The sequence below is a fragment of the Methanosarcina subterranea genome, from assembly GCF_055385895.1.
In genome coordinates this window covers 199,632-224,590 of the sequence record NZ_AP042426.1, presented here as the reverse complement: position 1 = coordinate 224,590, position 24,959 = coordinate 199,632, and the positions used below count along the sequence as shown (strand labels likewise).

Annotated in this window: 17 protein-coding genes; 8 read left to right on the top strand and 9 right to left on the bottom strand. The window is 40.7% G+C overall.

Going from position 1 to position 24,959, the window contains the following annotated elements; all coding sequences use genetic code 11:
- Positions 1–364 precede the first annotated feature (364 nt).
- Positions 365–646, bottom strand: coding sequence for a hypothetical protein (locus ACZ5A8_RS01015; protein WP_464533971.1), 282 nt, complete (start codon positions 644–646; stop codon positions 365–367).
- 249 nt (positions 647–895) lie between these two features.
- Between ACZ5A8_RS01015 and ACZ5A8_RS01010 the strand changes: the two genes are divergently transcribed.
- Positions 896–2,179, top strand: coding sequence for a UDP-glucose dehydrogenase family protein (locus ACZ5A8_RS01010; protein WP_464531734.1), 1,284 nt, complete (start codon positions 896–898; stop codon positions 2,177–2,179).
- 103 nt (positions 2,180–2,282) lie between these two features.
- Here ACZ5A8_RS01010 and galU read toward each other — a convergent pair whose 3' ends face one another.
- Positions 2,283–3,191, bottom strand: coding sequence for a UTP--glucose-1-phosphate uridylyltransferase GalU (galU, locus tag ACZ5A8_RS01005; RefSeq protein WP_464531733.1), 909 nt, complete (start codon positions 3,189–3,191; stop codon positions 2,283–2,285).
- A gap of 194 nt (positions 3,192–3,385) precedes the next feature.
- Between galU and ACZ5A8_RS01000 the strand changes: the two genes are divergently transcribed.
- On the top strand, positions 3,386–4,336 hold the full coding sequence (locus ACZ5A8_RS01000) for an NAD-dependent epimerase/dehydratase family protein (RefSeq protein WP_464531731.1): 951 nt from the start codon (positions 3,386–3,388) through the stop codon (positions 4,334–4,336).
- A gap of 286 nt (positions 4,337–4,622) precedes the next feature.
- Here ACZ5A8_RS01000 and ACZ5A8_RS00995 read toward each other — a convergent pair whose 3' ends face one another.
- The 3 genes from ACZ5A8_RS00995 to ACZ5A8_RS00985 form a co-directional block, all read right to left on the bottom strand.
- Positions 4,623–6,095, bottom strand: a complete 1,473-nt coding sequence (locus tag ACZ5A8_RS00995; protein ID WP_464531730.1) for a flippase — start codon at positions 6,093–6,095, stop codon at positions 4,623–4,625.
- A 740-nt stretch (positions 6,096–6,835) separates the two neighbouring features.
- Entirely contained in the window at positions 6,836–9,775 is a 2,940-nt protein-coding gene (locus ACZ5A8_RS00990; protein ID WP_464531729.1) for a disaggregatase related repeat-containing protein, read from the bottom strand.
- A gap of 924 nt (positions 9,776–10,699) precedes the next feature.
- Positions 10,700–11,884 carry a glycosyltransferase family 4 protein gene (locus ACZ5A8_RS00985; RefSeq protein ID WP_464531728.1) on the bottom strand — a complete coding sequence of 395 codons (1,185 nt, stop codon included), beginning with the start codon at positions 11,882–11,884 and terminating at the stop codon, positions 10,700–10,702.
- Between the two features lie 200 nt (positions 11,885–12,084).
- Here ACZ5A8_RS00985 and ACZ5A8_RS00980 point away from each other — a divergent pair, with 200 nt between their 5' ends.
- Positions 12,085–13,290 (top strand): glycosyltransferase, encoded by a 1,206-nt coding sequence (locus ACZ5A8_RS00980; RefSeq protein WP_464531726.1) that lies wholly within the window; start codon positions 12,085–12,087, stop codon positions 13,288–13,290.
- Between the two features lie 375 nt (positions 13,291–13,665).
- On the opposite strand, the gene ACZ5A8_RS00975 is transcribed toward ACZ5A8_RS00980, so the two are convergent.
- The 3 genes from ACZ5A8_RS00975 to ACZ5A8_RS00965 form a co-directional block, all read right to left on the bottom strand.
- A complete protein-coding gene (locus ACZ5A8_RS00975; RefSeq protein WP_464531725.1) occupies positions 13,666–15,687 on the bottom strand; it encodes a hypothetical protein in 2,022 nt (673 codons plus the stop codon).
- A gap of 408 nt (positions 15,688–16,095) precedes the next feature.
- Entirely contained in the window at positions 16,096–17,109 is a 1,014-nt protein-coding gene (locus tag ACZ5A8_RS00970; RefSeq protein WP_229387337.1) for a glycosyltransferase, read from the bottom strand.
- 21 nt (positions 17,110–17,130) lie between these two features.
- Complete coding sequence (locus ACZ5A8_RS00965) at positions 17,131–18,030, bottom strand: glycosyltransferase family 2 protein (RefSeq protein ID WP_464531724.1); 900 nt, start codon at positions 18,028–18,030, stop codon at positions 17,131–17,133.
- A 904-nt stretch (positions 18,031–18,934) separates the two neighbouring features.
- Here ACZ5A8_RS00965 and ACZ5A8_RS00960 point away from each other — a divergent pair.
- Together ACZ5A8_RS00960 and ACZ5A8_RS00955 are read left to right on the top strand one after the other, a co-directional pair.
- Positions 18,935–19,822, top strand: a complete 888-nt coding sequence (locus tag ACZ5A8_RS00960) for a DUF1616 domain-containing protein (RefSeq protein ID WP_464531722.1) — start codon at positions 18,935–18,937, stop codon at positions 19,820–19,822.
- Positions 19,823–19,824: 2 nt separating this feature from the next.
- Positions 19,825–20,691, top strand: a complete 867-nt coding sequence (locus ACZ5A8_RS00955) for a CPBP family intramembrane glutamic endopeptidase (RefSeq protein ID WP_229387332.1) — start codon at positions 19,825–19,827, stop codon at positions 20,689–20,691.
- Positions 20,692–20,971: 280 nt separating this feature from the next.
- Here the strand turns inward: ACZ5A8_RS00955 and ACZ5A8_RS00950 are convergent, their stop codons facing one another.
- A complete protein-coding gene (locus tag ACZ5A8_RS00950) occupies positions 20,972–21,169 on the bottom strand; it encodes a hypothetical protein (RefSeq protein WP_229387330.1) in 198 nt (65 codons plus the stop codon).
- Between the two features lie 961 nt (positions 21,170–22,130).
- Here ACZ5A8_RS00950 and ACZ5A8_RS00945 point away from each other — a divergent pair.
- The 3 genes from ACZ5A8_RS00945 to ACZ5A8_RS00935 all read left to right on the top strand — a co-directional run bounded on the left by ACZ5A8_RS00945 (position 22,131) and on the right by ACZ5A8_RS00935 (position 24,929).
- On the top strand, positions 22,131–22,799 hold the full coding sequence (locus ACZ5A8_RS00945) for an acyltransferase (RefSeq protein WP_229387328.1): 669 nt from the start codon (positions 22,131–22,133) through the stop codon (positions 22,797–22,799).
- 64 nt (positions 22,800–22,863) lie between these two features.
- Positions 22,864–23,946, top strand: a complete 1,083-nt coding sequence (locus ACZ5A8_RS00940; RefSeq protein ID WP_464531721.1) for a DegT/DnrJ/EryC1/StrS family aminotransferase — start codon at positions 22,864–22,866, stop codon at positions 23,944–23,946.
- A 44-nt stretch (positions 23,947–23,990) separates the two neighbouring features.
- Positions 23,991–24,929, top strand: a complete 939-nt coding sequence (locus ACZ5A8_RS00935) for a UDP-N-acetylglucosamine 3-dehydrogenase (RefSeq protein ID WP_464531719.1) — start codon at positions 23,991–23,993, stop codon at positions 24,927–24,929.
- The last annotated feature ends 30 nt before the right edge of the window (positions 24,930–24,959 follow it).

Here is a 24,959-nt window from a genome sequence, read left to right as displayed (position 1 = left end):
CGAACCCTACTGTCAGATTCAATATCCTTAAATGTCCCCTGAGCTGACAACAGGATGACGGCGGCTCCGACCCCCTTGGCTATGGCCCCACCCCATTACAGCGCCTCCTTAAACTTAAATTTTTGATTCTGATAGGATTACTAACAAATACTATTATGCTTAGAAGATAAATAGTTTGTAAATAAATAGTTTTGGAAACTAAGGTTCTGAACTAAAGTACGTAACAAATTAAAAATTCAGGTAATTCCAATTATTTCAGCTTCACAAACAAATAAATACCTGTTATTACTCCGTAATATTTCAGCAGGAAAACTTGTTCTGGAAGAGCAAAAGAAAATAGCTAAAAAGTAAAAAATTAAAGAGTTTAGGGGGTTAACCCTGTAAAAATAATTTCCAAGCCTGCAAATAGGAAATTCGCAACAAAACATATCAACAGTGGGTATATCCCCATATCAATAGAATCGATTGAAAAATGATCTTCTTTTCTGGAAACCAGAAGCATTTCCTTCATCCCCAGAAGAACGATTAATCCCAGAACTGTTATCCTGTAGTATCCAGGAATTCCAAAGTCCGTGTAAACAAAACAGATGCCTGAACCGGGAAAACTATTTCCCAGAGTAAGCTCTTCTGTACCCAGGAGCATCATTGAAAGCACTACAAATCCCCCAACTTATCGGTAAAGGTATTGTCAGAACATGTACTAAATTATAACTATAGAAACCTATAAACTGTCAAACTATATAAATATTCAAACCGACACGAAAAGGAAAAGTACAGAAAGCCTGAAAGTGGGGACTTTTAGAGACCAGAAATTATAAAGAGAAACATTCTATCAAAAAATAAATAAGAGTTAGAATCGATTACCTGTTCAATTTCCGAGAAGGAGGATTAAACTATGAAAGTTTCTGTTATAGGTTCAGGATATGTGGGTTCAGTTACTGCAGCCTGCTTTGCAGAAGTAGGACACGAAGTCATCTGTGTAGATATTGACAGTAAAAAAACGGAGCAGATAAACGCAGGCATTCCCCCGATTTATGAAGAAGGACTTGAAGAGCTTTTGCGAAAATATGCAGGAAAAAGGCTCATAGCGACTACTGATTATGAATTTGCAGTCAATGAAACCGATATTTCATTTATCTGTGTAGGAACACCTTCGGCAGAAGATGGGACTATAGACCTTTCAATTGTCCGGGCGGCAGCAGCAAGTATCGGCTCAGTCCTGGCAAATAAAGAAGGCTACCATGTAGTGGTAGTAAAAAGCACTGTAGTTCCCGAAACAACAGAAAAATTTGTCCTCCCGATCATTGAGGAAGCATCAGGAAAGAAAGCCGGAAGAGATTTCGGTGTCGCAATGAACCCGGAATTCCTGAGGGAAGGAAAAGCAGTCCAGGACTTCATGAATCCTGATAAAATAGTAATCGGGGCAATTGACAGACGATCTGGAGACCTCGTTTCGGAACTCTACCGGACCTTTGAATGTGAGGTCACGCGTACAGGTCCGGCAACTGCAGAGATGATAAAATACGCAAATAACTCCCTGCTTGCAACCAAGATCTCCTTCGCCAATGAAATAGGAAATATTTGCAAAAAGCTGGGGATCGACACTTATGAGGTTATGGAAGCTGTAGGGAAGGATTTCAGGATTTCCCCGAAGTTCCTGAACTCAGGGGCAGGCTTTGGAGGATCCTGTTTCCCCAAAGATGTAAAAGCGCTTATAGGAAAAGCAAAAGCAATAGGATACTCTCCTGTGCTCCTTGAGTCCGTAATAGCCGTAAATGAAAGGCAACCCCTTTTTATGACTGAAATTCTGCAGAAGAAAATAGGAAACCCTGAGGGCAGAAAGATTGCAGTCCTTGGTCTTGCCTTTAAAAACGAAACGGACGATATAAGAGAATCCAGGTCAATCCCTGTCATTGCTGAACTTCTCAGGCTTGGGGCCCGAGTTTCGGTTTATGACCCCATGGCAGCAGAAAACATGAAACGGGTCTTTCCTGCAATCGAATATTTTGATAAGGCCTCAGATGCGCTTAAAGATGCAGAAGCCTGTCTTGTGATGACGGAATGGGACGAGTTCAGAAATCTTGACTCTGAGTTCAAGGGCATGAAAAGAAAAATTGTCATTGACGGAAGGCGGGTAATTAAAGCGAAAGATGTGGACTATGAGGGACTCTGCTGGTGAAAACCGGCAGGATTACTGCCCCCATTTTTCACATATTTTTAGGATTATCTCTTCTTTAACTGACCTTACCTGATGCTTTTTTGTTATCCGGTTCTTTTATTCTTCACTCTTTCAATTCTGCCGGAACCTTTTTTGCAGGAACCTTTTCAACTGCCAGGATTTCCCGCAGGTACTCAAGTATATCATCTCTAAGGTTTTCATTTTGAATGGCAAAATCGACTATGCACTTTACGTATCCAAGCCTGTCTCCGGTGTCGAACCTTTTTCCTTTAAACCTGCAGGCGTAGATCATCTGAGATTTATTCAGAAGTCTGATACCATCTGTGAGCTGTATCTCACTTCCAACACCTGTTCCGGCTTTCTTTATACAATCAAAAATTTCCGGAGTGAAGACATAGCGTCCGATTGCCCCTATATTGGAAGGAGCATCTTCAGGTGCTGGTTTTTCCACTATGTCTTCAAGCACGTATAGAGAATCATCAAGATGTTTACCCTTTATAATTCCGTAGCTGCTCAGCTTTTCGTAAGGCACCTCTTCAACTGCTATTGTTGACCTTCCATATTTCTCAAAATTCTCAATGAGCTGGGCAGTGCAGGGTTTGCTATTGACGATAATATCATCTCCGAGAAGGACTGCAAAAGGCTCATCTCCTATATGGTTCTCTGCCCTGAGAACTGCGTCTCCAAGCCCATTAGGCTCTTTCTGGCGAATATAATGGATATCAACAAGAGAGGAAACGTCCCTGACTAGTTTAAGAAGTTCCGTATTGTGCTTCTTTGCAAGGTGCATCTCAAGCTCAGGAGAATCGTCGAAGTAATCCTCAATTGCTCTCTTGCCTCTGCCTGTAATAATTATAATGTCTTCGATTCCCGAAGCAATAGCTTCCTCTACAACATACTGGATCACAGGTGTGTCAATGATCGGAAGCATTTCCTTTGGCATGGATTTGGTGGCAGGAAGAAACCGGGTTCCTAGACCTGCTGCAGGGATAACTGCTTTTTTTACTTTCAAGATAGACACTCCGAAGAATGGAAAAAATTCTGTAAAGATATGTTCTTCTGAGTTAAAATACTCTTCACCCTATTTCTTTAATTTTTCCCTTTATTCCTATATAGAAACCAATAGAGCAGAGAAAAGGAGTCATAGTATTTTCCGAAAACAGTGCAAAATATTAATAGGGAGAGGAAGATTATTTGAGGATCTTTATGCCTGCAAAGAACAGAATACTTGTAACCGGAGGGGCCGGTTTCATCGGAAGTCATCTTGTCGACCATCTGATGGAAAGAGGAAACAGAGTCCTTGTTTTCGACAACCTGAGTTCCGGCAAGATGGAATTTATAGAACACCATCTTAAAAATCCGGATTTCTTTCTTGTAAAAGGAGACCTTCTTGATCCTGAAGCTATAGAAAGTGTCTGTAAGGATGTTGACATGGTGTACCATGTAGCCGCAAACCCTGACGTCAAACTTGGAGCTTCGGATACGAGAGTTCATTTTGACCAGAACATCCTGGCAACCTACAACCTCCTCGAAGCTATGAGAAAAGGCAGTGCAAAAAGAATTGCATTTACCTCCACATCTACGGTCTACGGGGAAGCAAGCGTTATGCCCACTCCTGAGGGCTACGGGCCTCTTATCCCTATATCTCTCTATGGTGCCTCAAAGCTTGCCTGTGAAGCTCTCATTACTTCATACGCACATACCTTCGACATGCAGGCGTGGATTTTCCGGTTTGCAAATATTGTCGGGCCCCGCAGCACGCATGGAATTACCGTTGATTTCATAAAGAAGCTGAAAGAAGATCCCTGCAGGCTCGAGATTCTAGGGGACGGAAAGCAGGAAAAATCATACCTTCACGTATCGGAATGTGTTGACGCAATCATTTTTGCAATAGAGGAAAGCAAAGAAGAAGTAAATATATTCAATATCGGGTCCGAAGACACTATCAGTGCTACAGGGATAGGAAAAGTCGTCACGGAGGAGATGGGGCTTTCTGAAGTAGAGTTCGCATATACCGGCGGGAGCAGGGGATGGAAAGGGGATGTGCCAAGGATGAGACTAGATATTGAAAAATTAAAATCTATGGGATGGAGAGCTGCTTATACCTCAGAGAAAAGCATAAGAGATACAGCAAGGGTACTGATTGCCGGAAAATAAGATTTGTATCCGAAGACAATAGCATTTTCGAGAATAATATCCGGTTCAACTCCCCTTAACTCAATTTTTATATAAATATCCAGGAGATATACAGAAAATAAGTAGAGAAACGATCCTTTTTAAAATTCCAGAGAACTTGCTTCGTAAAGTGAAAAAAACAACATGAATGTAGAAAGAGGAGCGATTAAAAGGCCCTGCAAGCACTGGGAATGACAGACCGATGATTTATTCAAAAGCCGAAAATAGCGCTAATTTATATTACCCACTACAGAGAACACAGGACTGATTATTTGCTGCTCGGGTTCACCTTTGACCTGAATAAATACCTTTTTATTAAAGACACTTCATGGTCCGTAAAGCCGCCCACCAGAAGCATCATAACCAGATAAATAAACGTGCCTGCCCCTATTGCTTCGAAAAGCTCAAGTATGCCTGAGATAGCAAAGCTAGAGATAAAGAAGTACATAGATATTGATGACAGAATACTTTTTGCAATGTCCAGAAAATAAAAATCAAGTTTAAAATGCTTCAGAGACATGTGAATACAAAACACAGCCATCAAAAAGTAAGAGACGAGAGTTGAAAGAGCAGCACCGATAATGCCGACTGATGGTATGAGAATAAGATTGATCAACACGTTTGAAACTGCGGCAATGATGTTAATATAGGTAGCAGACCTCGTCTCTTTTATAAGGAACATCGTATTGACAAAAATCTGGAATATTCCTGCAAGAAGCCCGGCAAAAGCAATAATAGGGATCACAAACCAGCCAGAAATGAAGTCCTGAGTGGTAAGAACCCCAAGCAATGGTTTTGCAAGGGCTGAAAGCCCGAAGACTGCGGGGATGGCGATAATAAGGAAGTACCTCAGAGAATGAGACATGTAGATTCTTACCTCATCCAGCTTATTCTCATCAAATAACTTTGAGAGTTCGGGAAGAAGAATAAGCTGGAGAGGGCTTACAAAAAGCTGGATAAGGTTTCCGATTGAACACGCTGCAGAATAGACACCCACAGTGCCGAGACCAAGAAAATAAGTAACCATGTATCTGTCGCTTGATTCCGTAACCCATCTAATAAGTGCATTCGGAGTTAACGGCAGAGAAAACTGCAGGTACTCTCTGATGTAAGTAAACCGGGGGATAACAAACCCTATCTGTGAAACTATGGTAATAAGGGAGATTAAAAAAATCAGACCCTGAATCATTAGAGTGGCAGTTATTACTCCAAGAAGTCCGTACCCCATTTTAAGGAAGATCAGTATAAATAACAGTTTTCCAAAGGTCTCAAAAAGAGTAAAGTAAGAGAATTTCTGAATTTGCCTGAAAACCCTGAAATAGAAAAGGGATACAGACTCAATTACATTCAGAAGGATTAAAAGGGAGCCTGCCTGTACGAAATAGGTTGCTCCAGGGTCCTTAAAACCGAAAGTTGCAAGTGGTTCTGCAAACAAGTATAACATGAATGAAGCTAGAAAACCCGATACTGTAACAAAGAAAAGGATTGAGTACACGGCTTCCCTTATTTTTTTCGTATCGGTTTCGGAAGATAAAAATCTAACGAAACTCATTGAAAGCCCCATAAGTGCAAGAGAAGAAATTAAAGATACTGTGATATTGATCTGTGCCCAGAGTCCGTAATCGTATGCTCCAAGGGTTTTTGTGATAATGGGCAATAAAAAGAAGGTGCTCAGGCTTGTAAGTATCTGAACCGTCCCAATAAAGCCAACATCCCTTGCAAATTTTTGATATGACATCATATCACCTTAAAAAGAACTGCCTCTTTTTCGTTTTTAGTTAAAGAAAATTATGAAAATAGTCGCGCGAAAATTCCTTTCGTAACACAGTCCAGATCATTAATTAATGCTTGATATATAAATCCTTTTGAACAATATTCATAATCCGGTTCAGGTTTTATCCTGTATGCTGATTGTTTCTCTATAACCGGAACGAGTTGATTTATTATCATCAAAGACACCTTTAATTGTAAGAGAGAGTATAAAAGTCTTTAATTTATTCTCAGCGTTAACTTTATTCTTATAATAGGGGACATATTAAATTTGATTCATCGAAATACCTTTGATTAGGAAGTAATCCAGAATTCAAGAACGGAAGGTCCAGAGAAGTTCTCGCCGTTAACTTTTAGTCAATCTGAATAGCGTTTTCTTTTGAGGAAATCAGGCTCCTTCTCACCCAATAAGAGATTTCTACAAAGGATAAAAGCCTTTGTGTGTAAATAAATTTTTAGAATAGTTTATTATGTAGATAAATAGGGTTTTCAAAAAGGATTTTTAGTAGGTATAAAAATGATAATTTGAAAATAAATAAACATGTACAGAAAACCAGGGAGTGGTATAAGAAAGTAGGTTAATAAGTAGAACTTTAAACCGGAAAAATAAAAGAATCTGAAAAAAGGAAGTTTTCCGAAAAGCAGACTTGAGAAATTAACGTTTCCTGCAGTCCAGAATTTCGGAGTGCTGCCTTAAGGGTCTTTGAGCTTTCAGGTGTATGCTAATTGAAGTTTTGGCACCTGACTTATGTTCCCGGCACTGCTGTAGAAAGCGATGTAATTATTGCTTTCTGTACGGGCTTTTATCATAAAACCGGTATTTTCATACTTCCCACTGGTGTACTCTTTTACAAGATCGGTTACATTCAGCTCGTAATACCTGTTATCAGGAAGAGTACTGCCTTTAAGGGTCATTGTAGCATAGGGAGTGTTGCCCTGTAAGACGCCATTTTTGTCATACCAGTCCCCTCCAGGATTCTTCCATGAAACACCACTGATCCTCTTATTCCAGCTCACATAGCTTGGATTCCAGGCGGAAGCAGGCCTGTAAACTTCAATTATAGTATCTTCAGGTCTTGAGCTCCCTGCTGGGTAATACCAGTAGAGAGAAAGGGTCGCATTATTAACATCGGTGGAACCTGTGTACTCACTCAGGTTGAACAACATTACATCTCTGTATCTGCCACTGCTCATTCCACCTACATCAATAAAGGATGAGCTTTCGTAGACTGCATCAGGAGAAGCTTCACGCAGGCGATTATTCTTTGAACCAGTAACAGTCACATTTACATTAACTAAAGGTACAGTCATTGTAGGCGTTTTTTTTGCCACACTGAGCTTTGGCTTCTGACTTTCATTTCCGCAGTCACTGCTGTAGAATGCAATATAGTTATTGCTCTCTGTACGGGCTTTCATCAGAAAACCGGTATTTTCATACTTTCCACTGGTGTACTCTTTAACCAGACCGGTTACATTCAGCTCGTAATACCTGTAATCAGGAAGAGTACTGCCTTTCAGGGTTATTGTAGCATATGGAGTACTCCCCTGTAAGACGCCATTTTTATCGTACCAGTCCCCTCCTGCATTTTTCCATGCAATGCCTTTGTCCCTTTTATTCCAGCTAACATAGCTTGAATTCCAGGCAGAAGCAGGCCTATAAACTTCAATTACAGTGTCCTGAGGCCTTGAACTTCCTGCAGGATAATACCAGCAGAAAGAAAGATTTGCACTACTAATTTCAGCAGAAACGTTGTACTCGCTCAGGTCAAACCATATCGCATCTCTATACTTGCCACTGCTCATTCCACCTACATCAATAAAAGAGCTATCCTGATAGACTACCTCAGGAGAAGCTTCACGCAGACGGTTGTCGTAGACCTTCCCTGCTACGGGCGAAGGACTTTCCTGTTTGACAACACTTATACTTGCTGTAGCCGAATCCTTCAGTTTTCCATCACTTACTTCAAAAGTTATGCTGTATGTTCCTTCCTGTCCGGCAGCCGTAGTCCAGCTAAAGATCCCCGACTTGCTGTCAAAGACCGCACCTGAGGGGATACCTGAAGCAGAGTATGCAAGGGTGTTTCCGTCTACATCCGAAGCGCTTACTGTAAAGGTGAGGCTTTTGCCAGCCTCAACAGTAACATCCGGGATGGAATTCATCACAGGAGGATTATTAATTATTGGCAGGGTTCCGGATTTAGAAGCATACTTTGTATTCCCGAATGCTCCTATGTTAATCCTGTTTCCGTTGTCTTCCGGCTCATTTGAGTAATCAGAAGAAGCGAACCCTGCATCAATACATTGAGAACTGACGCTGTCTGTAACCCATGTATTCCCGTTCCAGCGACCAGCTACCGATTTGAGGTGATAGTCATGTGAACTCTGGCCTGCAAAGAGAGGGTTTACATAGATATCTGTTGTAGATTTGACATTTTTGTAGTTCCCCAGAGTATTGTTGTAGAGACAGTTATTTTCCAGTATAATGGTGTGGGAACTTGTAAGGCGATTAATCACACCGTATCCTGTTCCTGCAGCGTTTGTTGTGCGCGGCACGGTGTTTACCATGATGTTATTACGGACAGTGGTCGTGAATCCTGTTCCTGAAGGTCCGGCATTGGTGTCAGTCGAATACATATTTACAACTGCCGCATTATGAACTCCATCAAAGACGTTATTTTCAATCAGGACATTATGGAATCCACTGCCTAAAACCCCACCAACCCATTCGATACTTGGATTGGTACCGGAATCATAGAAGATATTATGGTGGATATGTACACTTGATAAGCTTTTATCATATGCTCCAGCGGTCCCGATAAGCCAGATGCCAGGTCCGTAAGTGTTTGTAATTACATTATCATAGATCTCGATATTGGTCATGTCACCTTTGGATCTCTCAACCTGAATACCCGGACCTCCTGCACTCCAGTGATAAAAAGAATCGATGAAGTTGTCATGGAACTTCACGTTATTTGTGTTCCATACCCTCAGAGCACTGTTAGTTCTGCAGGTTATTGTATTGTTCCAGGCCTCTACATTCGTACATTCAATTGCAAAAAGGCCGTCATGTCCTAGTTTATAGATCGTGTTATTATAAAACTGGATATTACTACCGTATTTTATCCTGAGACCGTCACCGTGTCCATCATGCATATACATATCATTGACTGTTACATTGCTGGTGTACATGAAATAAATCACGTTATAGTAGCCTTTACCCTTGGCAAGTTCAGAATTACCATCGTGATTTACATCAACTTCAAAACCTCTTATTGTAATATTGTTATTCCCTGAACTGCTCATCTGCTGCATAAGGGGTTTCATAGTAATCCAGCCTGCACTATTGGTCAGCTTGATCACAGCATTTGAATCCCCTTCGAGAATAGTATTACTTCCAATCAGAAGGGTATCGTCAACAACGTATGTAAAAGGCCCCTTGAGGTGGACAGTTGTATAAGCAGAATTTTCTGCCACGAATTTAAGGGCCTGATTTATCTGTACGTGATCGTCTTTTCCATCACAGTTAAAGTCCCCGCTCCCATCTCCCGCAACATAGATCATAGGTGCAGGAGTCCGGCATGAAGCCGCAGGAATACTTGAAAGTATAAAGCACCCGACAAGGAAGAGGACTCCTAATTCTCGCTTTAACATAGCTATCACCTGGGGTTGGTCATAATATAATTATTTATGATGTCTATCAGGTAGAAGTTCGCTTAGAATTTCTTTTTAATAAATTTCTAAGTTTTTCCACATTTTCAGGTAAATTTAATTATCCTGTTTTCAAAACCATCTGGCAGGATTTTGCAAATAGTATCCACTACCTAAATTTTTAAGACTCTAGAATCAGCCCTGGAAAATTTCATTTCTGAGGCTATTGAACCCTGTTAGATGAGATGAACATTGGATTTGGAATTAATACCCTCGATTCTGAGGCAACATATCTCCAATATACATAAATTCCCCCCGTACTGACAGTAGAAATAAATCAGTTCTAATATCCTAATTAAATTTCTATAGTCAGCATTGTAAATTAGTTCATTATATTATAAAAGTATTTGCGCGAAGTTTCTAAATTTCTTTAGGGATTTATAGACGAATAGAATGAACAGATTAAATTTATTGTATAAGATTAATCGACAAGTAGAAACTTATTATTAAAAGTTATGAAAAAAAAGAATGCCTATTAGCAAATTTGCGGCGCTACAGGCAGAGCAATTTTTGAAGAATGTCCAGAGAAAGCAACTCAAACATATATTCTTTGCCGCGAGAAGAATAGATGCAACAGCCATAAAAATAAATAAGAAATTGAAATGAAAAATCAATGATAGAAGCCATAAATCAAAAATAAAAAACAATAAACTACCAGTAAAAATCAGCAATACAACCATAGAAAGTAATAGTGGAATGAGAGCTAAATCTTGACTGAATCAAATAACGAATAGAGAAGAAAAATCAATTTAGTGAAATATAGTGAAATCACAGGAAAATCCTGTGAAATCCAGAAAGCACTATCAAACAATATCAAAAGCATGTCAAACAATATCAAAAGCATATCAAACAATATCAAAAGCACTATCAAACAATATCGTCACATATATCTAGAATTTTTCTTGCGACTCCATCCCAGCTGTGATTCTCAACGACATATTTACGGCCTTGCTCCCCCATCATGCTCCTTGTCTTTTGATCGGAAATTAGCCTTACCACAGCATTAGCGAGTTCTCCGGGGTCCTCAGGAGTTACTGAAATTCCACCTCCGGAAAGATCGATCAGATCCTTAACGCCTGATATACTGCTCGCTACAATAGGTTTTCCGCATGCGAGATATTCGTATGTTTTCAGTGCAGAGAGCCCTATTTTTGAATTTCTTTCCTTTATAAAGGGAGCAACGCAGATATCAGCTGCATTAATGTATAAAGGAACGTCCTCATAAGGAACTCTTCCAGTGAAAGTAAATTTGTCCGAGAGCCCCATCTCTGAGGCAATTTCCAGCAGTTTGTCTCTCATTACTCCGTCTCCCACTACAAGGAAGCGAACATCAGGGCATTTTTCAAGGATAAGGGGAGAGGAATAGATAAGAAATTCAACTCCCTGCCAGGCTGCGAGGTGCCCTACAAAGCATACGTACTTCTTAGAATCATCAAGCTCTAGACTGGTTCTAGCCTTCTTCTGGTCCATGGGCTTGAAAATCTCGGTATTTGCTCCGTTGTTAATTACAAGAACTTTTTCTGCAGGCACGGAGTATAGCCTCATAAGTTCATCTTTTAGCTTATCAGTTACGGAAACTATCCTGTCACAGTGTCTGTAATTGAACCTCTCAGAACGGAGTGCCAGATAGGAAAAAACCCTGTATGCAAAGGACTTTGAGTCCGGGCTTACCTTGAGTTCATCCATAACCAGTCCGTTAACCTCTACTATCGTGGGAATTTTTAAAAGCTTGCACAGGGCAATGGGGAAGAACGGAAAAGAGTTCTGGCGGAGATAAAGTACATCCGGCCTGTTTGTTATGCATGAGTAAAGCAGATAAAAGGATAGCATAAACTCATAAAAAGGCTGTACAAGATACTTATTATCTATCACAGGTACATACTTTATTCCGGAGAAGCCGTGCTCTACACCTTTTTGACCTGGAGCGAACAAAACTACATCCGTGTATTTTTTCAGATTTCTTAAAAGTTCGAGTATGTGTATATTCGAACCTGATTTTGTACTGAAAAAGCTATAATAGACCAGGAAAATATTACTTACTTTTTTAAACATGATTGCCGTTACCTGAATAGTAAAAGTAGTTAATTAGTTTATCCCATCTTTTCATGTATTAATTTCCACAGGTCTGGAAGAGTCAGTTCGGGATTTAAGTACAGGAAAACAAATTTATGCATTTTACAGAGAAATATTTATAGGAGAAATTATCTCCTTTGTGTGCTTGTGAGGCATCCGAATCGAAAAAGGAAAAAATTATGAAAGCACTGGAAGTATGTCAGGAGTTTCCTAACAGGTATTACCCTCAACTTGGAACGTTTATAAAGCAGAGCATAGATTCAATTGCAGACCAGGGAGTGGACGTAACAGTTATTTCTCCAAAAGCTTTCGTGCTTCCTTTTTCTGCATTTCCATACCATAATTTCTCTAAATTGCCCAGGATTGAGCACACAGAAAAATACGACCTGCATTATCCGCGTTACCTTTATGCTATTCCCAAAAAGTATTTCTATCCTATAAGCGGCATTTCATATGCTCGTTTCGTTTCCGCCTACGCCATAAAAAATATAAAGCCGGAACCGGACCTGATTCATGCACATTTTTCATACCCCGATGGATACGGGATGATGGGGCTTGCAAAGAAATGGAAAGTTCCTCTGGTGATAAGTGCTCTTGGCACGATAGAAAGAAAGGTTGCTTATGAAGGATCCTATACTTCAAGGCAGATTATAGAAACCATGAATTTTGCCGATAAAATCCTTTCTGTTAGTGAAGACCTCAAGGTTCACATAGTTAATCTCGGGATAGATGAAAGTAAGGTACATGTGGTCTCCAATGGCGTTGATACGGAGATATTCAAGCCTGCAGGAAAAGAACATGCAAGAAGCATTCTAAACTTGCCTCAGGAAAAAAAGATTGTCCTGTTCATAGGGGCCCTGAGAAAAATAAAAGGCGTGGATTACCTTGTAGAAGCTGCAAAAAATTTTGTGGATACGGACACGGATCTCTATATGGTAGGCAGGGACGACGGACTTAGAAAGAGCCTGGAGAAAAGGGCAGAAGAACTCAAAATTGCCGGCTCTATCAAATTCACCGGACCTGTAAACCACGAAGACATCCCCCTCTGGATTTCAGCATCAGATATGCTGGTACTGCCTTCTCTCTCAGAAGGGAGGCCAAACGTCGTGCTTGAAGCTCTTTCCTGCGAAGTACCTGTTGTGGCAAGTGATGTTGGCGGGATTCCGGAACTGATGGTTGAGGGCGAAACAGGCTATCTGGTTCCTGCAAAAGATCCTGCTGAACTGTCAGAGAAGATAAATAAGCTTCTTGAAGATGAAAGCAGAAGGGAAAGGATGGGAAAGTTCGGGCGCAAAAGCATAATCCAGCGGGGGCTTACATGGGAAGCCCATGCAAAGAAGACTGTAGATATATACTCAAGACTTCTATCGGATTCCTCAAAGTGAACCGGAAAAAGAATAAATTCTGCTTTACCCCAGACCTTTTTCCTTTTTACAGCTAATTTCCTTTTTACAGCTAATTTCCTTTTTACAGCTAATTTCCTTTTTACAGCTATTTCCTTTTTACAGCTAATTTCCTTTTTACAGCTAAGAAAGACTCTGATGATTTTTTGACCAAACTCTACCCTTTTGACCCATTTATTCTCTCTAATCCGCCTGAATTACGCCCGGATATTGCGCCCCGGATATTACGCCTAGTTATTTTAGCTTGATCACCCGAAGATCTCAGATTGCTTTTACGATCTTATAGAGATTTTTGATAGGTTTTTAAGATAGTTTAGAGCTTTCTTATTTTCCATAAAAATTAGAAAGTACAGGCGTTTAAATGCCTATAAGAGTGTTGTTAAGGTTAGAGTTTCTCAGAGGTTTGCTTAATGCCGGCCCGGGAGCAAAAATGTCCGTTGCCGGGTTTGAATATATTTTATTTGCTTTAGTAAGATTGGTCTCAAGATCAATTACGTTTGCAGGAGTATTCCTGTAAAAGTAATTGGTAGTTTCTTTAGTGCTGCTTTCATCGCTGCCAAAGTATAAACCGCTCCTGAGAAACTCGTGAGTCCTGAATACTACATAGCCTCTGTAGCTGGATAATTCGCTTACATTATCGATCCGGTAGTTGTCGTAAATTGAGATGTTCATGCCCGAAGAGTCCTCAGGAATCGAGGGGAGATAAAAGTACCTTGTAGTATAGTAATCGGAATAAACGGCAGAACCCTCAGGAATGTACTTATAAACATGTTCGAAACCACTCAGTTCATTAGCAGTGAAATATTCATGCTTTGAACTCTGGCCAAGCATATCCGCGTCCGAAATGCTGAAGACTGAAGAAATGAAAACAAAAATGGAGAACAGCACGAACACAAAGAACACTGTATTGAACTTTTTAGGGCTATATTTATCCATATAGTTCCAGAATACATAAATTCCATATCCCATTACGAAAGCCATAAAGGGGCTGACGAAAAGCATAAACCGGTCGACTCTAAACAAAACCTTAAACTGCCAAATAGTGTTGAGGGGATTTGGGATATAAAAAATAAGTGTCAAGAGAGCAAATAACCCAAAAACCGCAGCATAATTTTTCCTGTAGTTTTTTAGAAGAAAGCCTATTCCAATAAGGGCAAAAAATAAGAAGACTGATTTATCCAGAAGCCCCACCAGACCGATAAAGCTTTCCTCAAGTACATCGGAGCCCCCGGCAGTTAAAACTACAGAGTCCCAGAAATGGCTCTGTAAACGGGGGGTCAGGCTTCTCTGCATGAACAGATAAGCTATAAAAAACCAGTAAGCAGTATAAGTGACGTTTAATAGTAAAAAGAAAGGCTTACTTAGATAATCGCCAGCCTTTATTAGATACTCCGAAGCAAAGAGGATAACGAGCAGTAAAACGAACTGGAGTATGGAAACGTTATGTACCAGAGTCAAAAAAATCAGAACTATTACTGAAAGAGCTTTAAAAGAAAATTTATCCTCTTTAAAGTTGACACTGTAGACCAGGTATAGCAGTATAATAAACGCTACGAATGACATTGTGCGTGTAATCACGTTTGCGCCGTAATATAGTACAATATAGCTTGCGGAGTAAAGCAGGCAGGAGAGCAGGGAGATTTGTCTGTTGTGTGTGATGTGATTAAAAAGATAGTAGAGGAAAATTACTACTACTGCATAAATCGGTGCTGTTATCAGGAAAAGTGAGGATTTGGCACTGATGTTCAAAATTACTGAGGTCTCGGCAACGAGTATGTGATACAGGGGGAAAAATGCATAGTCACTTAAGGAAGTGGAAATGGTCTGTCCTGATACTGCAGTGAATTCCGAAAGAAAAATGTGAGGAAGAATGTCAGTGGTCCCGAAGTAGAAATCATAATTGAAGGTAACGCTGTAGGTAAGGTTTACCATGATCAAAAAAGATTCCAGAAGGACAAGAGACGGCTTTACCTCTTTAGAGAAAATTTGCAGAAAAACCGAGAGGTACATCACCAGAATGAATATGAAATAGTACCAGGGTCTCTCTCCCTGAGATAGCAGAAGCACAACTATTGAGCCAATATAAAATATACTGAACACGTAGGTAAGGGACTTTATATTTATCGAAGGAAAGCTGTCTATATCATGCAGGCTGACATCTTTTCTGTAAATGTATAATATAAAAAGACAGGAAAGTATTGCAGGAATTCCAGTAAACAATCCACGGAGTACATAACCTGGCTTTCCGGTTGCAAACATCCATACGAAAGTGAATGTAACTGCGAAAATTATTGCTAATGGGAACAGGAAGGAAATTACCTTCATTAAACGGTTATTATCCACGTATTTGAGTCCCGTCTCTTCACTCAATCCGAACATACTATCTCCATACCTTAATCCATACCTTAAGCGATCATAACTTCATGTGTTGAGTTTGAAATAAAGAATTCAGATAATCCGAACAGGCATTCAGGATCGAACCTGAAACAAAGATTCGGATTTTTTGTTCGAAACCAATAGGATTTACAGTGAGGTCTATATTGGTTAAGAATTTTTTGCTCCGATGTACTTCAGACCAGGTTTAATTTATCCAGCCAATTATTACATTTGCATCATAGAGAAATATTAGAGGGAAATATTAGAGGGAAATATTAGAGGGAAATATTAGAGGGAAATATTAGAGGGAAATATTAGAGGGAAATATTAGAGGGAAATATTAGAGGGAAATATTATAGGAAAATGCCACCGGAAAACTGTGCTCACAGTAACCGGAAGAATTCTTAAACATTAAACATCCGAAATAGATTTGTCTTTCGAAAGGAAAAGGGAATTTGCAAAACTGTACAAAAAACCCAGTCCATAAGTAACGTGCTGCACGGGGATCACAAGAAGAGCAAAAAGGCCATACTTTGATTTCATTTTATATATTACCTGAATCGAGGTAACAAAGACCAGAATGAAATATAAGGTTGTCAGTGCTAGCAGAACTAATATCGGCGCTGGATATACAGGAGAGACAATAAGCGAAAAGACTGCAAATACTATTGCAATCGAGGGTAAAAAAGCATACCAGCGGACGAATTCACCGTGCTTTTTAAAAAGCTCAGCCATCCACATACCATACTTGAACATTCGTACGGAAAAAGACTTGAGGGTCCCCCTTCTGTGGTGAAGCACTTTTGCTTCCGGAATATACAGGAATTTGTAACCTATTTTGTTTATTCTGTAATTAAGGTCTCCGTCCTGGCCTACTACAAACCGCTCGTCAAAATACCCTGCTTCCTTAATGATATTTTTTTTATACATCGCGTTGCAGTTAGGAAGGGAGCCGACATAATGTTTCCTTGTGGAATTATTAGACTGAGCAGAGCCTCCAGAACCCAGAAACGTTTCCTGGGCATGCCCTACTACCCTGCCAAAAACAGGATCAGTATCAAATATTAAGTTCGGCCCACCGACGCATGCTACATCATCAGGGGCGTTTTTCATTTCATTGACAAGAGTTTTCAACCAAAGGGGATCCACCTTGCAGTCCCCGTCAGTGAATGCGACGAAATCCCCATGAGAGTGTTCCACACCAAGATTTCTTGCTGCCGCAACATTCTTTTTTTCATTAAGAATGAGCCTGACAGGATACTTCTGTACGAGGTCTCGGGTTTTATCAGTGGACATCCCGTCGACGATAATAATCTCATAAGACTCTTCAGGGTAATCCAGGCGAAGGAGAGACTCGATGCATTCTTCAATGAATTTTTCTTCGTTACGAATACCTGCTACAACTGAAACAAAAGGATACTCCATAAAATGACCCCGTTTTAACCGTTATTGTCTTCTAATCTGTTCATTCAGAAATATCATTCTTGAAATTGCATGCAGTATAATCCCGGTAAATATCATAAACGCTCCTATAATTGTCAACATTACCATAAGGAGCGTGGGTCCGAAACGTAGAGATCCTCCAAGATAATAATCCTGCAGAAATTTCAGCCCCATAAGAACACCCGTAGATGCCATTGTCAAACCCGGGATAGCAAAGTAGTATAGGGGCCGCCTGTACTCCATATCCTTAAGGATCTGGAACAGCACCCGAGGACCATGTATAAAAGGATGCTCAGTGGAGCAGTCTTCAATATCGTATCTGCAGTGTATCTCTACTTCAGTAAATTTAAGTTTGTGATCTCTTGCCTGAATAAGGATCTCGGAACCTGCAGACATATCAGTGCCATTCAGGTTTATATTCTCAATAGCTTTTCTGCCGTATGCCCGGAAACCACTCTGGGAATCGGTGACATTAAGACCACCTGCTATGTAAGTTGCAATGTCAAGGACTTTCATTCCGAACTTACGGTAAATAGGGACATTTTTACCGTTGCCGTTTACGAATCTTGAGCCAATTACAAGGTCAAATCCCTGTTTTAAGGGCTCAAGAAGTTTGGGAATTTCGGAAGGGTCGTGCTGGCCATCAGAATCGATTATGACCATAGCACCTGCGCCAAGGTTACGGGCGGTTTCAAAACAATTTCTAAGAGCTGCTCCGTATCCTTTGTTAACTTCGTGGCGGATTACGTAGGCACCAAGGGATTCCGCGATATCTACAGTATTATCCGTACTCCCATCGTCCACAACCACCACCCTGTCAACATAGTCTCTGCAGCCCTTGATAACCTCTGCAATGGAATGGGCTTCGTTATAGGCAGGCATGGCTGCAATAGTAATGGTCATGTGCAATCATCTACCTCTTTGATAAAAAGACCCTGGAGTCTCAATAAAGCGCCTTTCTTGAAAGAAAGCAGCAAGAATTTCAAATACAGTAAATACATTTTTCAGAGTCATCGCTCCACAAATTTTAAAGAGTTTCGAAGGATTATCTACAACCAGATACGCAGCGCATCATTTGGGGGATTTTTGTGCTCCTTTTAGGGAAAGGAGAGATGCCCTGCAAGTAAGTTATGGTTTTGAATAAGACGTGTATTTGTTTTAATATATGAGCTATATAAGCATTTAGGCACAAAAAATAATTTAGTAGTTTCCCGATAACGAAAAATAATTAAGCCTGCTTAAAAAGCTCTTTAGCCAGAAAAGAAGCTTAAAAATCTTCGACGTAAATAATACTTATCATCAGATAGGTAGAAAATTTTATACAGATATGAGAATTAAGAGGTTTTTTTGTGACAGAGGTTAACATAAGTAAAAAAAGCAGACTGGATCGGGAAACCCTTTCAAAAAAAGTATAAGACTTAATCTGAGACATAAAATTCCCCAACAAGGTAATAAAGAAGAAATAGATTTTTATAATAACAGGCAGGAAAAGGGAAAGATATTTTATACAAAAAAGTAATTTGAGTAGATCGAGTTAAAACCATTATTGAAAAGACATAAACCATTCAGGAACAAACGTTTCATAAAATCTGAAAGATAGTTCCTGAATTAAAAATAGGGCCAATCTCCAACCTTCCGGTTCTCAATTCTTCACAATAGAAGACTATAGCAGGCCGGCCGGAAAAACAGCCGGAAAGGTTTTCTGAAAATCCGCCAGAGAGATAGTGAAATCGGTAGATTAGCCTGGATACAAGAAAAATAAAACTGGGAAACCAGAAAAACATAAAACCGTTTTATGAGGAGTCATATGGCCGGAAACCAGAAGTTTCCATCTGACCTGCTGTTTGTGGCAGGCCTTGCAGTTCTTACGGATATTTTCGTACTCATTCCTGTACTCAGTGAGAGTTTTATTCGCACAGCCCTTGGCCTGCCAATGATATTATTCTTACCGGGATACGCCCTTATAGCCGTGCTATTTCCAACAAAAACCGGAATTGAGGGAATTGAGAGGGCAGCACTTTCTGTTGGAATCAGTGTCTCAGTGGTACCACTTATAGGACTTGTACTTAATAATACACCACTGGGGATCAGGGAAGTACCCCTTCTTGCAAGCCTCTCTGTATTCATTATCCTTGCATGCGCAGTAGCATATTTCCGCAGGAGGCAATTCCCAGAAGACAAAGCCTTTGAGGTCTCTTTCAAAGCTTCCACCCGCTCCCTGTTAGCAGAGGTTCTGGGAAAAACAGAGTCACCAACGGAAAAGATACTCAGGACTTTTCTGGCAATTTCTATCCTGGCCCTGGCAGGAAGTGGAGCTTATTTAGCCCTGGTTCCCCATGAACAGAGCCCGTTTACAGAGTTTTATATCCTGGGGCCTGAGGGAACAGCTGATAATTATACTACGGAATACGTGCAGGGAGAAAGCGGAACAGTCATCATAGGGGTTGCAAACCATGAGCACAGAGCAGTAAACTATACAATGGATGTCAGGCTCGAAAATAAATCCCTGCCCCTGCCTGAGAACCTGCAGTATATACGGCTTGAAGACAATACGACCCTGGAAGAACCGCTTGAGATAACCCCCTCTTTTGAAGGAAAGAATATGGAGCTTCAGTTTCTGCTTTTTAATGAGACTGAAAAGGAAGTGCCTTACAGGGATCTGCGCCTCTGGATAAACGTTACAGAGGAGGCCTGAAAATGGAAACATATGAAAATCAGGAGATGCAAATACCTGAAAATGGAGAAATACAAACCCCTGAATACCTGGGAATACATGTGCGTGAAAATAGGGCGACACAGAAGCCTGCATTAAGAAACAAAGGGCTTTATTTGGTTATCCCGGTTTTAGCTATCGCTTTTGCGGAATTTATGATATATTCTGGCAGGATTATAGGAGCCATGGAAGTACATGCAACCCTCCTTTTTGGGCTTTCTCTTTCCATGCTCTATATAAAAGACGAGGACATCCAGAAAACTTACCAGGCCCTTATCCTGCTACCGATCCTGCGGCTTGTAAATCTCTCAATGCCAGCATTTTATGATATAACCCTTTACTCGTTTGTCTTTATCTACGGACTCCTTTCAATTCCAGTAACCATTGCACTTACCCATCAGGGGTTTACCCGGGAACAGCTTGGAATAACCTTCAAAAGGATAGGTATCTATATCCCACTCTCGATAATTATGGGTCTCCTGCTTGGAGCAGGGGAATACTTCATAATAGAGACAAACTACCTTATCCCCGACCTTTCAATCCCCACCCTTCTGATACTCACCCTTATTATGGTTTTTTTAGTAGGTCTTATTGAAGAGATCATCTTCAGGTCAATTTTGCAGAACAGGCTCGAAATGCTTCTCGGTAGCCGGGGAGGCCTGGTTATCACAAGCGTCCTGTTCGGATTAATGCATTCCGGGTATGGAAATATAAGTGAAATATTCTACACCTTCGCAGTGGGTCTTATCATAGGATATATGTTCTACAGAACCCGAAGCCTCCCTCTGGTCACAATGATCCACGGCTTCATAAATGTATTTCTCTTTGGGGTGATTCCCCATCTACTCTAAATTTATTTTTTAAAAATGTTCGTTTCCCAGTTTATCCTCTCTTAATTCGTTCATATCCTGCATGTAAGATGCTGCCTGAAAAGAATAAGAGGTACGGAGATAAAAAAAAGGTACGGGGAGAAAAAAGGAAGGAGAGGAATATAGGAAAGTGAATGGGCAGAAAAGAAAGCAGGAAAACTTTTTTTAAAAAAATTGGGGGGGGGGAAATTTATAATGTTTTTAAAAAGAATTTATTCTTTCGATGCATATGCATTCAAGGCTTAAAAGAGCCCTCCATATATTAAAAGAGAGCTACAAGCTTGTAAAGGATAACCGCACCGAATGAAAACAAAAGTGGGAGAATTCCCATATTCAGAGAAGTTTGCACAGAATCTCCCCAGTGTTTTGACAGAGGAAGGAAATCTCTTAGAAGTAACAGTAAAAGCAAAGCCACTACGGCTACTGATGCACCTTCAGGGACCCCTGGTGTGGTCATCATTTCTAGTACACCCGAAGAAGCGGAAGTTGATGAAATTAAACTTGTAAGCGTAGTCAGAACTCCTTTAGTTGATTCACGTATAAGAAAAACAGATGTGCAATCTGATATAAAAACCCTCCTCCTTTTAATGTTCAAAATTCAAGCTAGATGACCCGAAGAGAGTAAAGGAAAAGAGGGCGAAGGGCCCTGAAAAGTCCTGAGAGTCCCGGTGCAGCAAGTAGAAGAAGAAATCAGTAACATATTATTTATGAAGACAGGGCAGATCAGTTCTATAACTTTCACGTATGAACTTAAACTTGGAAAATAACCGAATAACCAGTTTTCCTGCAAAACGGGGAGATCCCTGGAGATCCTTATCAGACCTGTGTGGACCTGTAAATCTCCAGCATAGAACGAATACGCATCTTATCCTTGAAGAGTATAACTAAAAACAGGTTTTAAAGAAAAGCGCTGAATTTAAAGGGAAAGCACTGAAAATTGTTAAATGGATGAACTTACATATAAAATTAGAGTAGTCGGAATCGGGGTATTAGAATAATAGTATTGTAAAAAGGACGAAGATAACAGTATTGAAGTTATCGTATTGACAGATGAGAATGTGGAGTTTCGAATGTCTCCGAATGTAATTTATGCGAAATAAGGTTAATAAATTGAAGATATTCATCAAAAAAGTCAGGAAAACAGTAGATAGATAGATAAACCAAATCAGTTAAATAATTATAAAGTGTATTCAACTAAAAAATTCACATAGTTATGAAATTACAGGGAGTGAGTACAGGTAACAGGGAAATTCCAATAGTTCCCGGGGTTAGTCAGGAACATAGATAGCCAGATTATCCGGGAGCAGGAAAAACAAAATACATATGATTCAAACATGTTTAAAAAAATATTAAGTATGGTTTGATTCGATTCAAAACGTTTCGAATGAATTGAAGGTATATGAAAAAAACGGGGGAATGATATGAACTCAAAAGAATTCAAAATACACGGTTCTTCTAAGGTTTATGGCACCTCTTTAATCGGAAAGGATACAGTGGTTCTGGAAAATGTAATACTTGGATATCCGGAGCACAGAGTCCTTATGGAGATCCTCAGACAGGATATTGAGATAGAGGACTTTGATTTTCCAGGCTGCATTATAGGCCCAAATTCGATTATAAGAGCAGGTTCCACAATTTTTTCCAATGTAAAGACAGGGAAGAACTTCAAAACCGGACATAATGTAATGATCAGGGAAAATACACAAATCGGGGACAATGTACTTATCGGAACTAACGTTATCGTAGATGGGAACGTGAAGATAGGAAACAATGTGAGTATCCAGGGAAATGTGTATATTCCAACGAATGTGGTTATCGAAGACAATGTATTTATTGGACCGTGTGCTGTTCTTGCCAACGATAAATATCCCATCCGTAAAAAATACGAACTTAAAGGCCCTGTTTTGAGAAAAGGAGCATCTATAGGCGCTAATGCAACCCTGCTTCCGGGCGTGGAAATAGGGGAGGGAGCGATGGTTGCCGGAGGAGCCCTTGTGACAAAAGATGTGCCTCCGTGGAAGCTGGCTGTCGGTGTACCTGCCAGAATACAGGAGCTTCCTGAAGATCTTAAAGAATTGAACCGAATATAAACCTATCAAAAACCAAAGTTAAGTAAGATAAAGTTTTATTGAGATTACTATAAGAGGTCCTAAAATGATCCCAATCGCCAAGCCCCTGCTGGGCAAGGAAGAGATTGATGCAGTAACGAAGGTCCTGAGTTCAGGCATGATTGCACAGGGACCAAAAGTAGAAGAGTTCGAGCTTGCTTTTTCTGAGTACATCGGCTGTGAATATGCAGCTGCTGTAAACTCCGGCACTGCAGCCCTGCACATAGCACTTCTTGCCCATGGTATTGGAAAAGAAGACGAAGTAATTACAAGTCCTTTCACCTTTATTGCCACTGCAAACAGTATCCTTTACACAGGAGCAAAGCCCGTTTTTGCAGATATCGAGCCGGATACATATAATATAGATCCCGAAAAGATCCAGGAAAAGATCACTTCAAAAACGAAAGCAATTATGCCTGTCCACCTTTACGGACACTCGGCAGATATGAAAGCCATAATGGAAATCGCTGAAGACCGTAAACTTGTCGTGATTGAAGATGCCTGCCAGTCCCATGGCGCAGAATGCTTGGGTAAAAAGGCAGGCAATTTCGGAGCCGGAGCGTTCAGCTTCTACCCCACCAAAAACATGACAACAAGTGAAGGCGGGATGATTACAACAAATGAAAAGGATATCGCAGAAAAAGCAAAGATGATCAGGGCTCACGGATCAAAAGTCCGCTACCTGCACGAAATGCTGGGATTTAACCTTCGCATGACAGACATTGCAGCTGCGATCGGGCTTGTGCAGCTAGAAAAACTGGCAGGGTTTACTGATGCCAGGCAGAAAAACGCAGCCATGCTCTCAGCCGGGCTTAAAGGCATTTCAGGGATTGTGCCTGCAGTAACAAAACCTGGCTACACTCACGTTTTCCACCAGTACACCATTAGAGCTAAAAAGAGAGACGAGCTGGCAGATTTCCTGAAAGAAAAAGGAATAGGCACAGGAGTGCACTACCCGATACCCATCCACAAACAACCCTATTATATGGAACTCGGGTACGGAGATTCCCTGCCCATCTCGGAAAAAGCAGCAGAAGAGGTCCTCTCCCTTCCGGTACATCCGGCTTTATCCGGAGATGATGTACAGAAAATAATTAAGGAAATAAAAGGATTTTATGCAAACGCTTGAGTATTCCCAGGCAGTAACCGCATTCTTGAACAGGAAGTGAAACCTTGATCAAAGTAGGAGTAATAGGCACAGGCGCCATGGGCCAGAACCACGTCAGAATCTACAGCGAGATGGAGGGCGTGGAACTTGCCGGAATATCGGATGTAGACAAGGACAGAGTCGAGGCCATGGCTGCTCAGTTTAAAACGAAAGCCTTTACAGATTACAAAAAAATGTTTGCCGAAGGACTTGATGCTGTAAGCGTTGTTGTGCCCACAAAGCTGCATAAACAGGTAGTCCTTGATGCCCTGGAAGCAGGCGTTCATGTCCTTGTAGAAAAACCGATTGCAGATACGGTTGAAAACGCGAACATGATGATCGAAGCTGCAAAAGAAGCAGGAAAGGTACTCATGGTAGGGCATATAGAGCGTTTTAACCCTGCAGTCATAAGGCTTAAAGAAATTATAAATTCAGGTATTCTGGGCAAGATAGTTTCTATCTCTACCAGAAGGGTAGGTCCCTATAACCCGAGGATAAGGGACGTTGGCGTTATTATGGATATCGGTGTTCACGATATAGACGTCATCTCATACCTTTATGGCAAGAAGATAAAGGGTGTTTATGCTATTGCCGGTGCAGACATCCACTCTTTTGAAGACCATGCCTCAATTATCCTGCGTATGGACCATAATTTCGCAGGCGTTGTAGAAACAAACTGGCTGACCCCTCATAAGGTAAGGCAGCTGACAGCAATCGGGGTCAAGGGAGTAGCCTATCTGGACTACATTGACCAGACAGTCGAACTGCATGACAACGGCTGGATAAGAAAAGCCAAAGTAGAGCCAAGCGAGCCTCTGAAAAACGAACTTGTTTATTTCATAGATTGCGTTCAGGCAGGCACAGAACCTAACCCCTGTGGCGAAGACGGAAAACACGCTCTAGAAGTAGCAATGGCAGCCATCAGGTCCTACGAGGAAGAAAGATTGATCGAAGTAGGACAGTAAACAGCATAAAAGATAAATGGTGGCAGAAAT

Excerpts from the sequence above, each read along its gene's own strand:
- ACZ5A8_RS01000 (WP_464531731.1), top strand. The coding sequence starts at position 3,386 with ATGCCTGCAAAGAACAGAATACTTGTAACCGGAGGGGCCGGTTTCATC.
- ACZ5A8_RS00960 (WP_464531722.1), top strand. The coding sequence starts at position 18,935 with ATGGCCGGAAACCAGAAGTTTCCATCTGACCTGCTGTTTGTGGCAGGC.
- ACZ5A8_RS00975 (WP_464531725.1), bottom strand. The coding sequence starts at position 15,687 with ATGTTCGGATTGAGTGAAGAGACGGGACTCAAATACGTGGATAATAAC.
- ACZ5A8_RS01010 (WP_464531734.1), top strand. The coding sequence starts at position 896 with ATGAAAGTTTCTGTTATAGGTTCAGGATATGTGGGTTCAGTTACTGCA.
- ACZ5A8_RS00980 (WP_464531726.1), top strand. The coding sequence starts at position 12,085 with ATGAAAGCACTGGAAGTATGTCAGGAGTTTCCTAACAGGTATTACCCT.
- ACZ5A8_RS00945 (WP_229387328.1), top strand. The coding sequence starts at position 22,131 with ATGAACTCAAAAGAATTCAAAATACACGGTTCTTCTAAGGTTTATGGC.
- ACZ5A8_RS00970 (WP_229387337.1), bottom strand. The coding sequence starts at position 17,109 with ATGGAGTATCCTTTTGTTTCAGTTGTAGCAGGTATTCGTAACGAAGAA.
- ACZ5A8_RS00955 (WP_229387332.1), top strand. The coding sequence starts at position 19,825 with ATGGAAACATATGAAAATCAGGAGATGCAAATACCTGAAAATGGAGAA.
- ACZ5A8_RS00950 (WP_229387330.1), bottom strand. The coding sequence starts at position 21,169 with ATGATGACCACACCAGGGGTCCCTGAAGGTGCATCAGTAGCCGTAGTG.
- ACZ5A8_RS00990 (WP_464531729.1), bottom strand. The coding sequence starts at position 9,775 with ATGTTAAAGCGAGAATTAGGAGTCCTCTTCCTTGTCGGGTGCTTTATA.
- ACZ5A8_RS00985 (WP_464531728.1), bottom strand. The coding sequence starts at position 11,884 with ATGTTTAAAAAAGTAAGTAATATTTTCCTGGTCTATTATAGCTTTTTC.
- ACZ5A8_RS00940 (WP_464531721.1), top strand. The coding sequence starts at position 22,864 with ATGATCCCAATCGCCAAGCCCCTGCTGGGCAAGGAAGAGATTGATGCA.
- ACZ5A8_RS01015 (WP_464533971.1), bottom strand. The coding sequence starts at position 646 with ATGATGCTCCTGGGTACAGAAGAGCTTACTCTGGGAAATAGTTTTCCC.
- ACZ5A8_RS00995 (WP_464531730.1), bottom strand. The coding sequence starts at position 6,095 with ATGATGTCATATCAAAAATTTGCAAGGGATGTTGGCTTTATTGGGACG.
- ACZ5A8_RS00965 (WP_464531724.1), bottom strand. The coding sequence starts at position 18,030 with ATGACCATTACTATTGCAGCCATGCCTGCCTATAACGAAGCCCATTCC.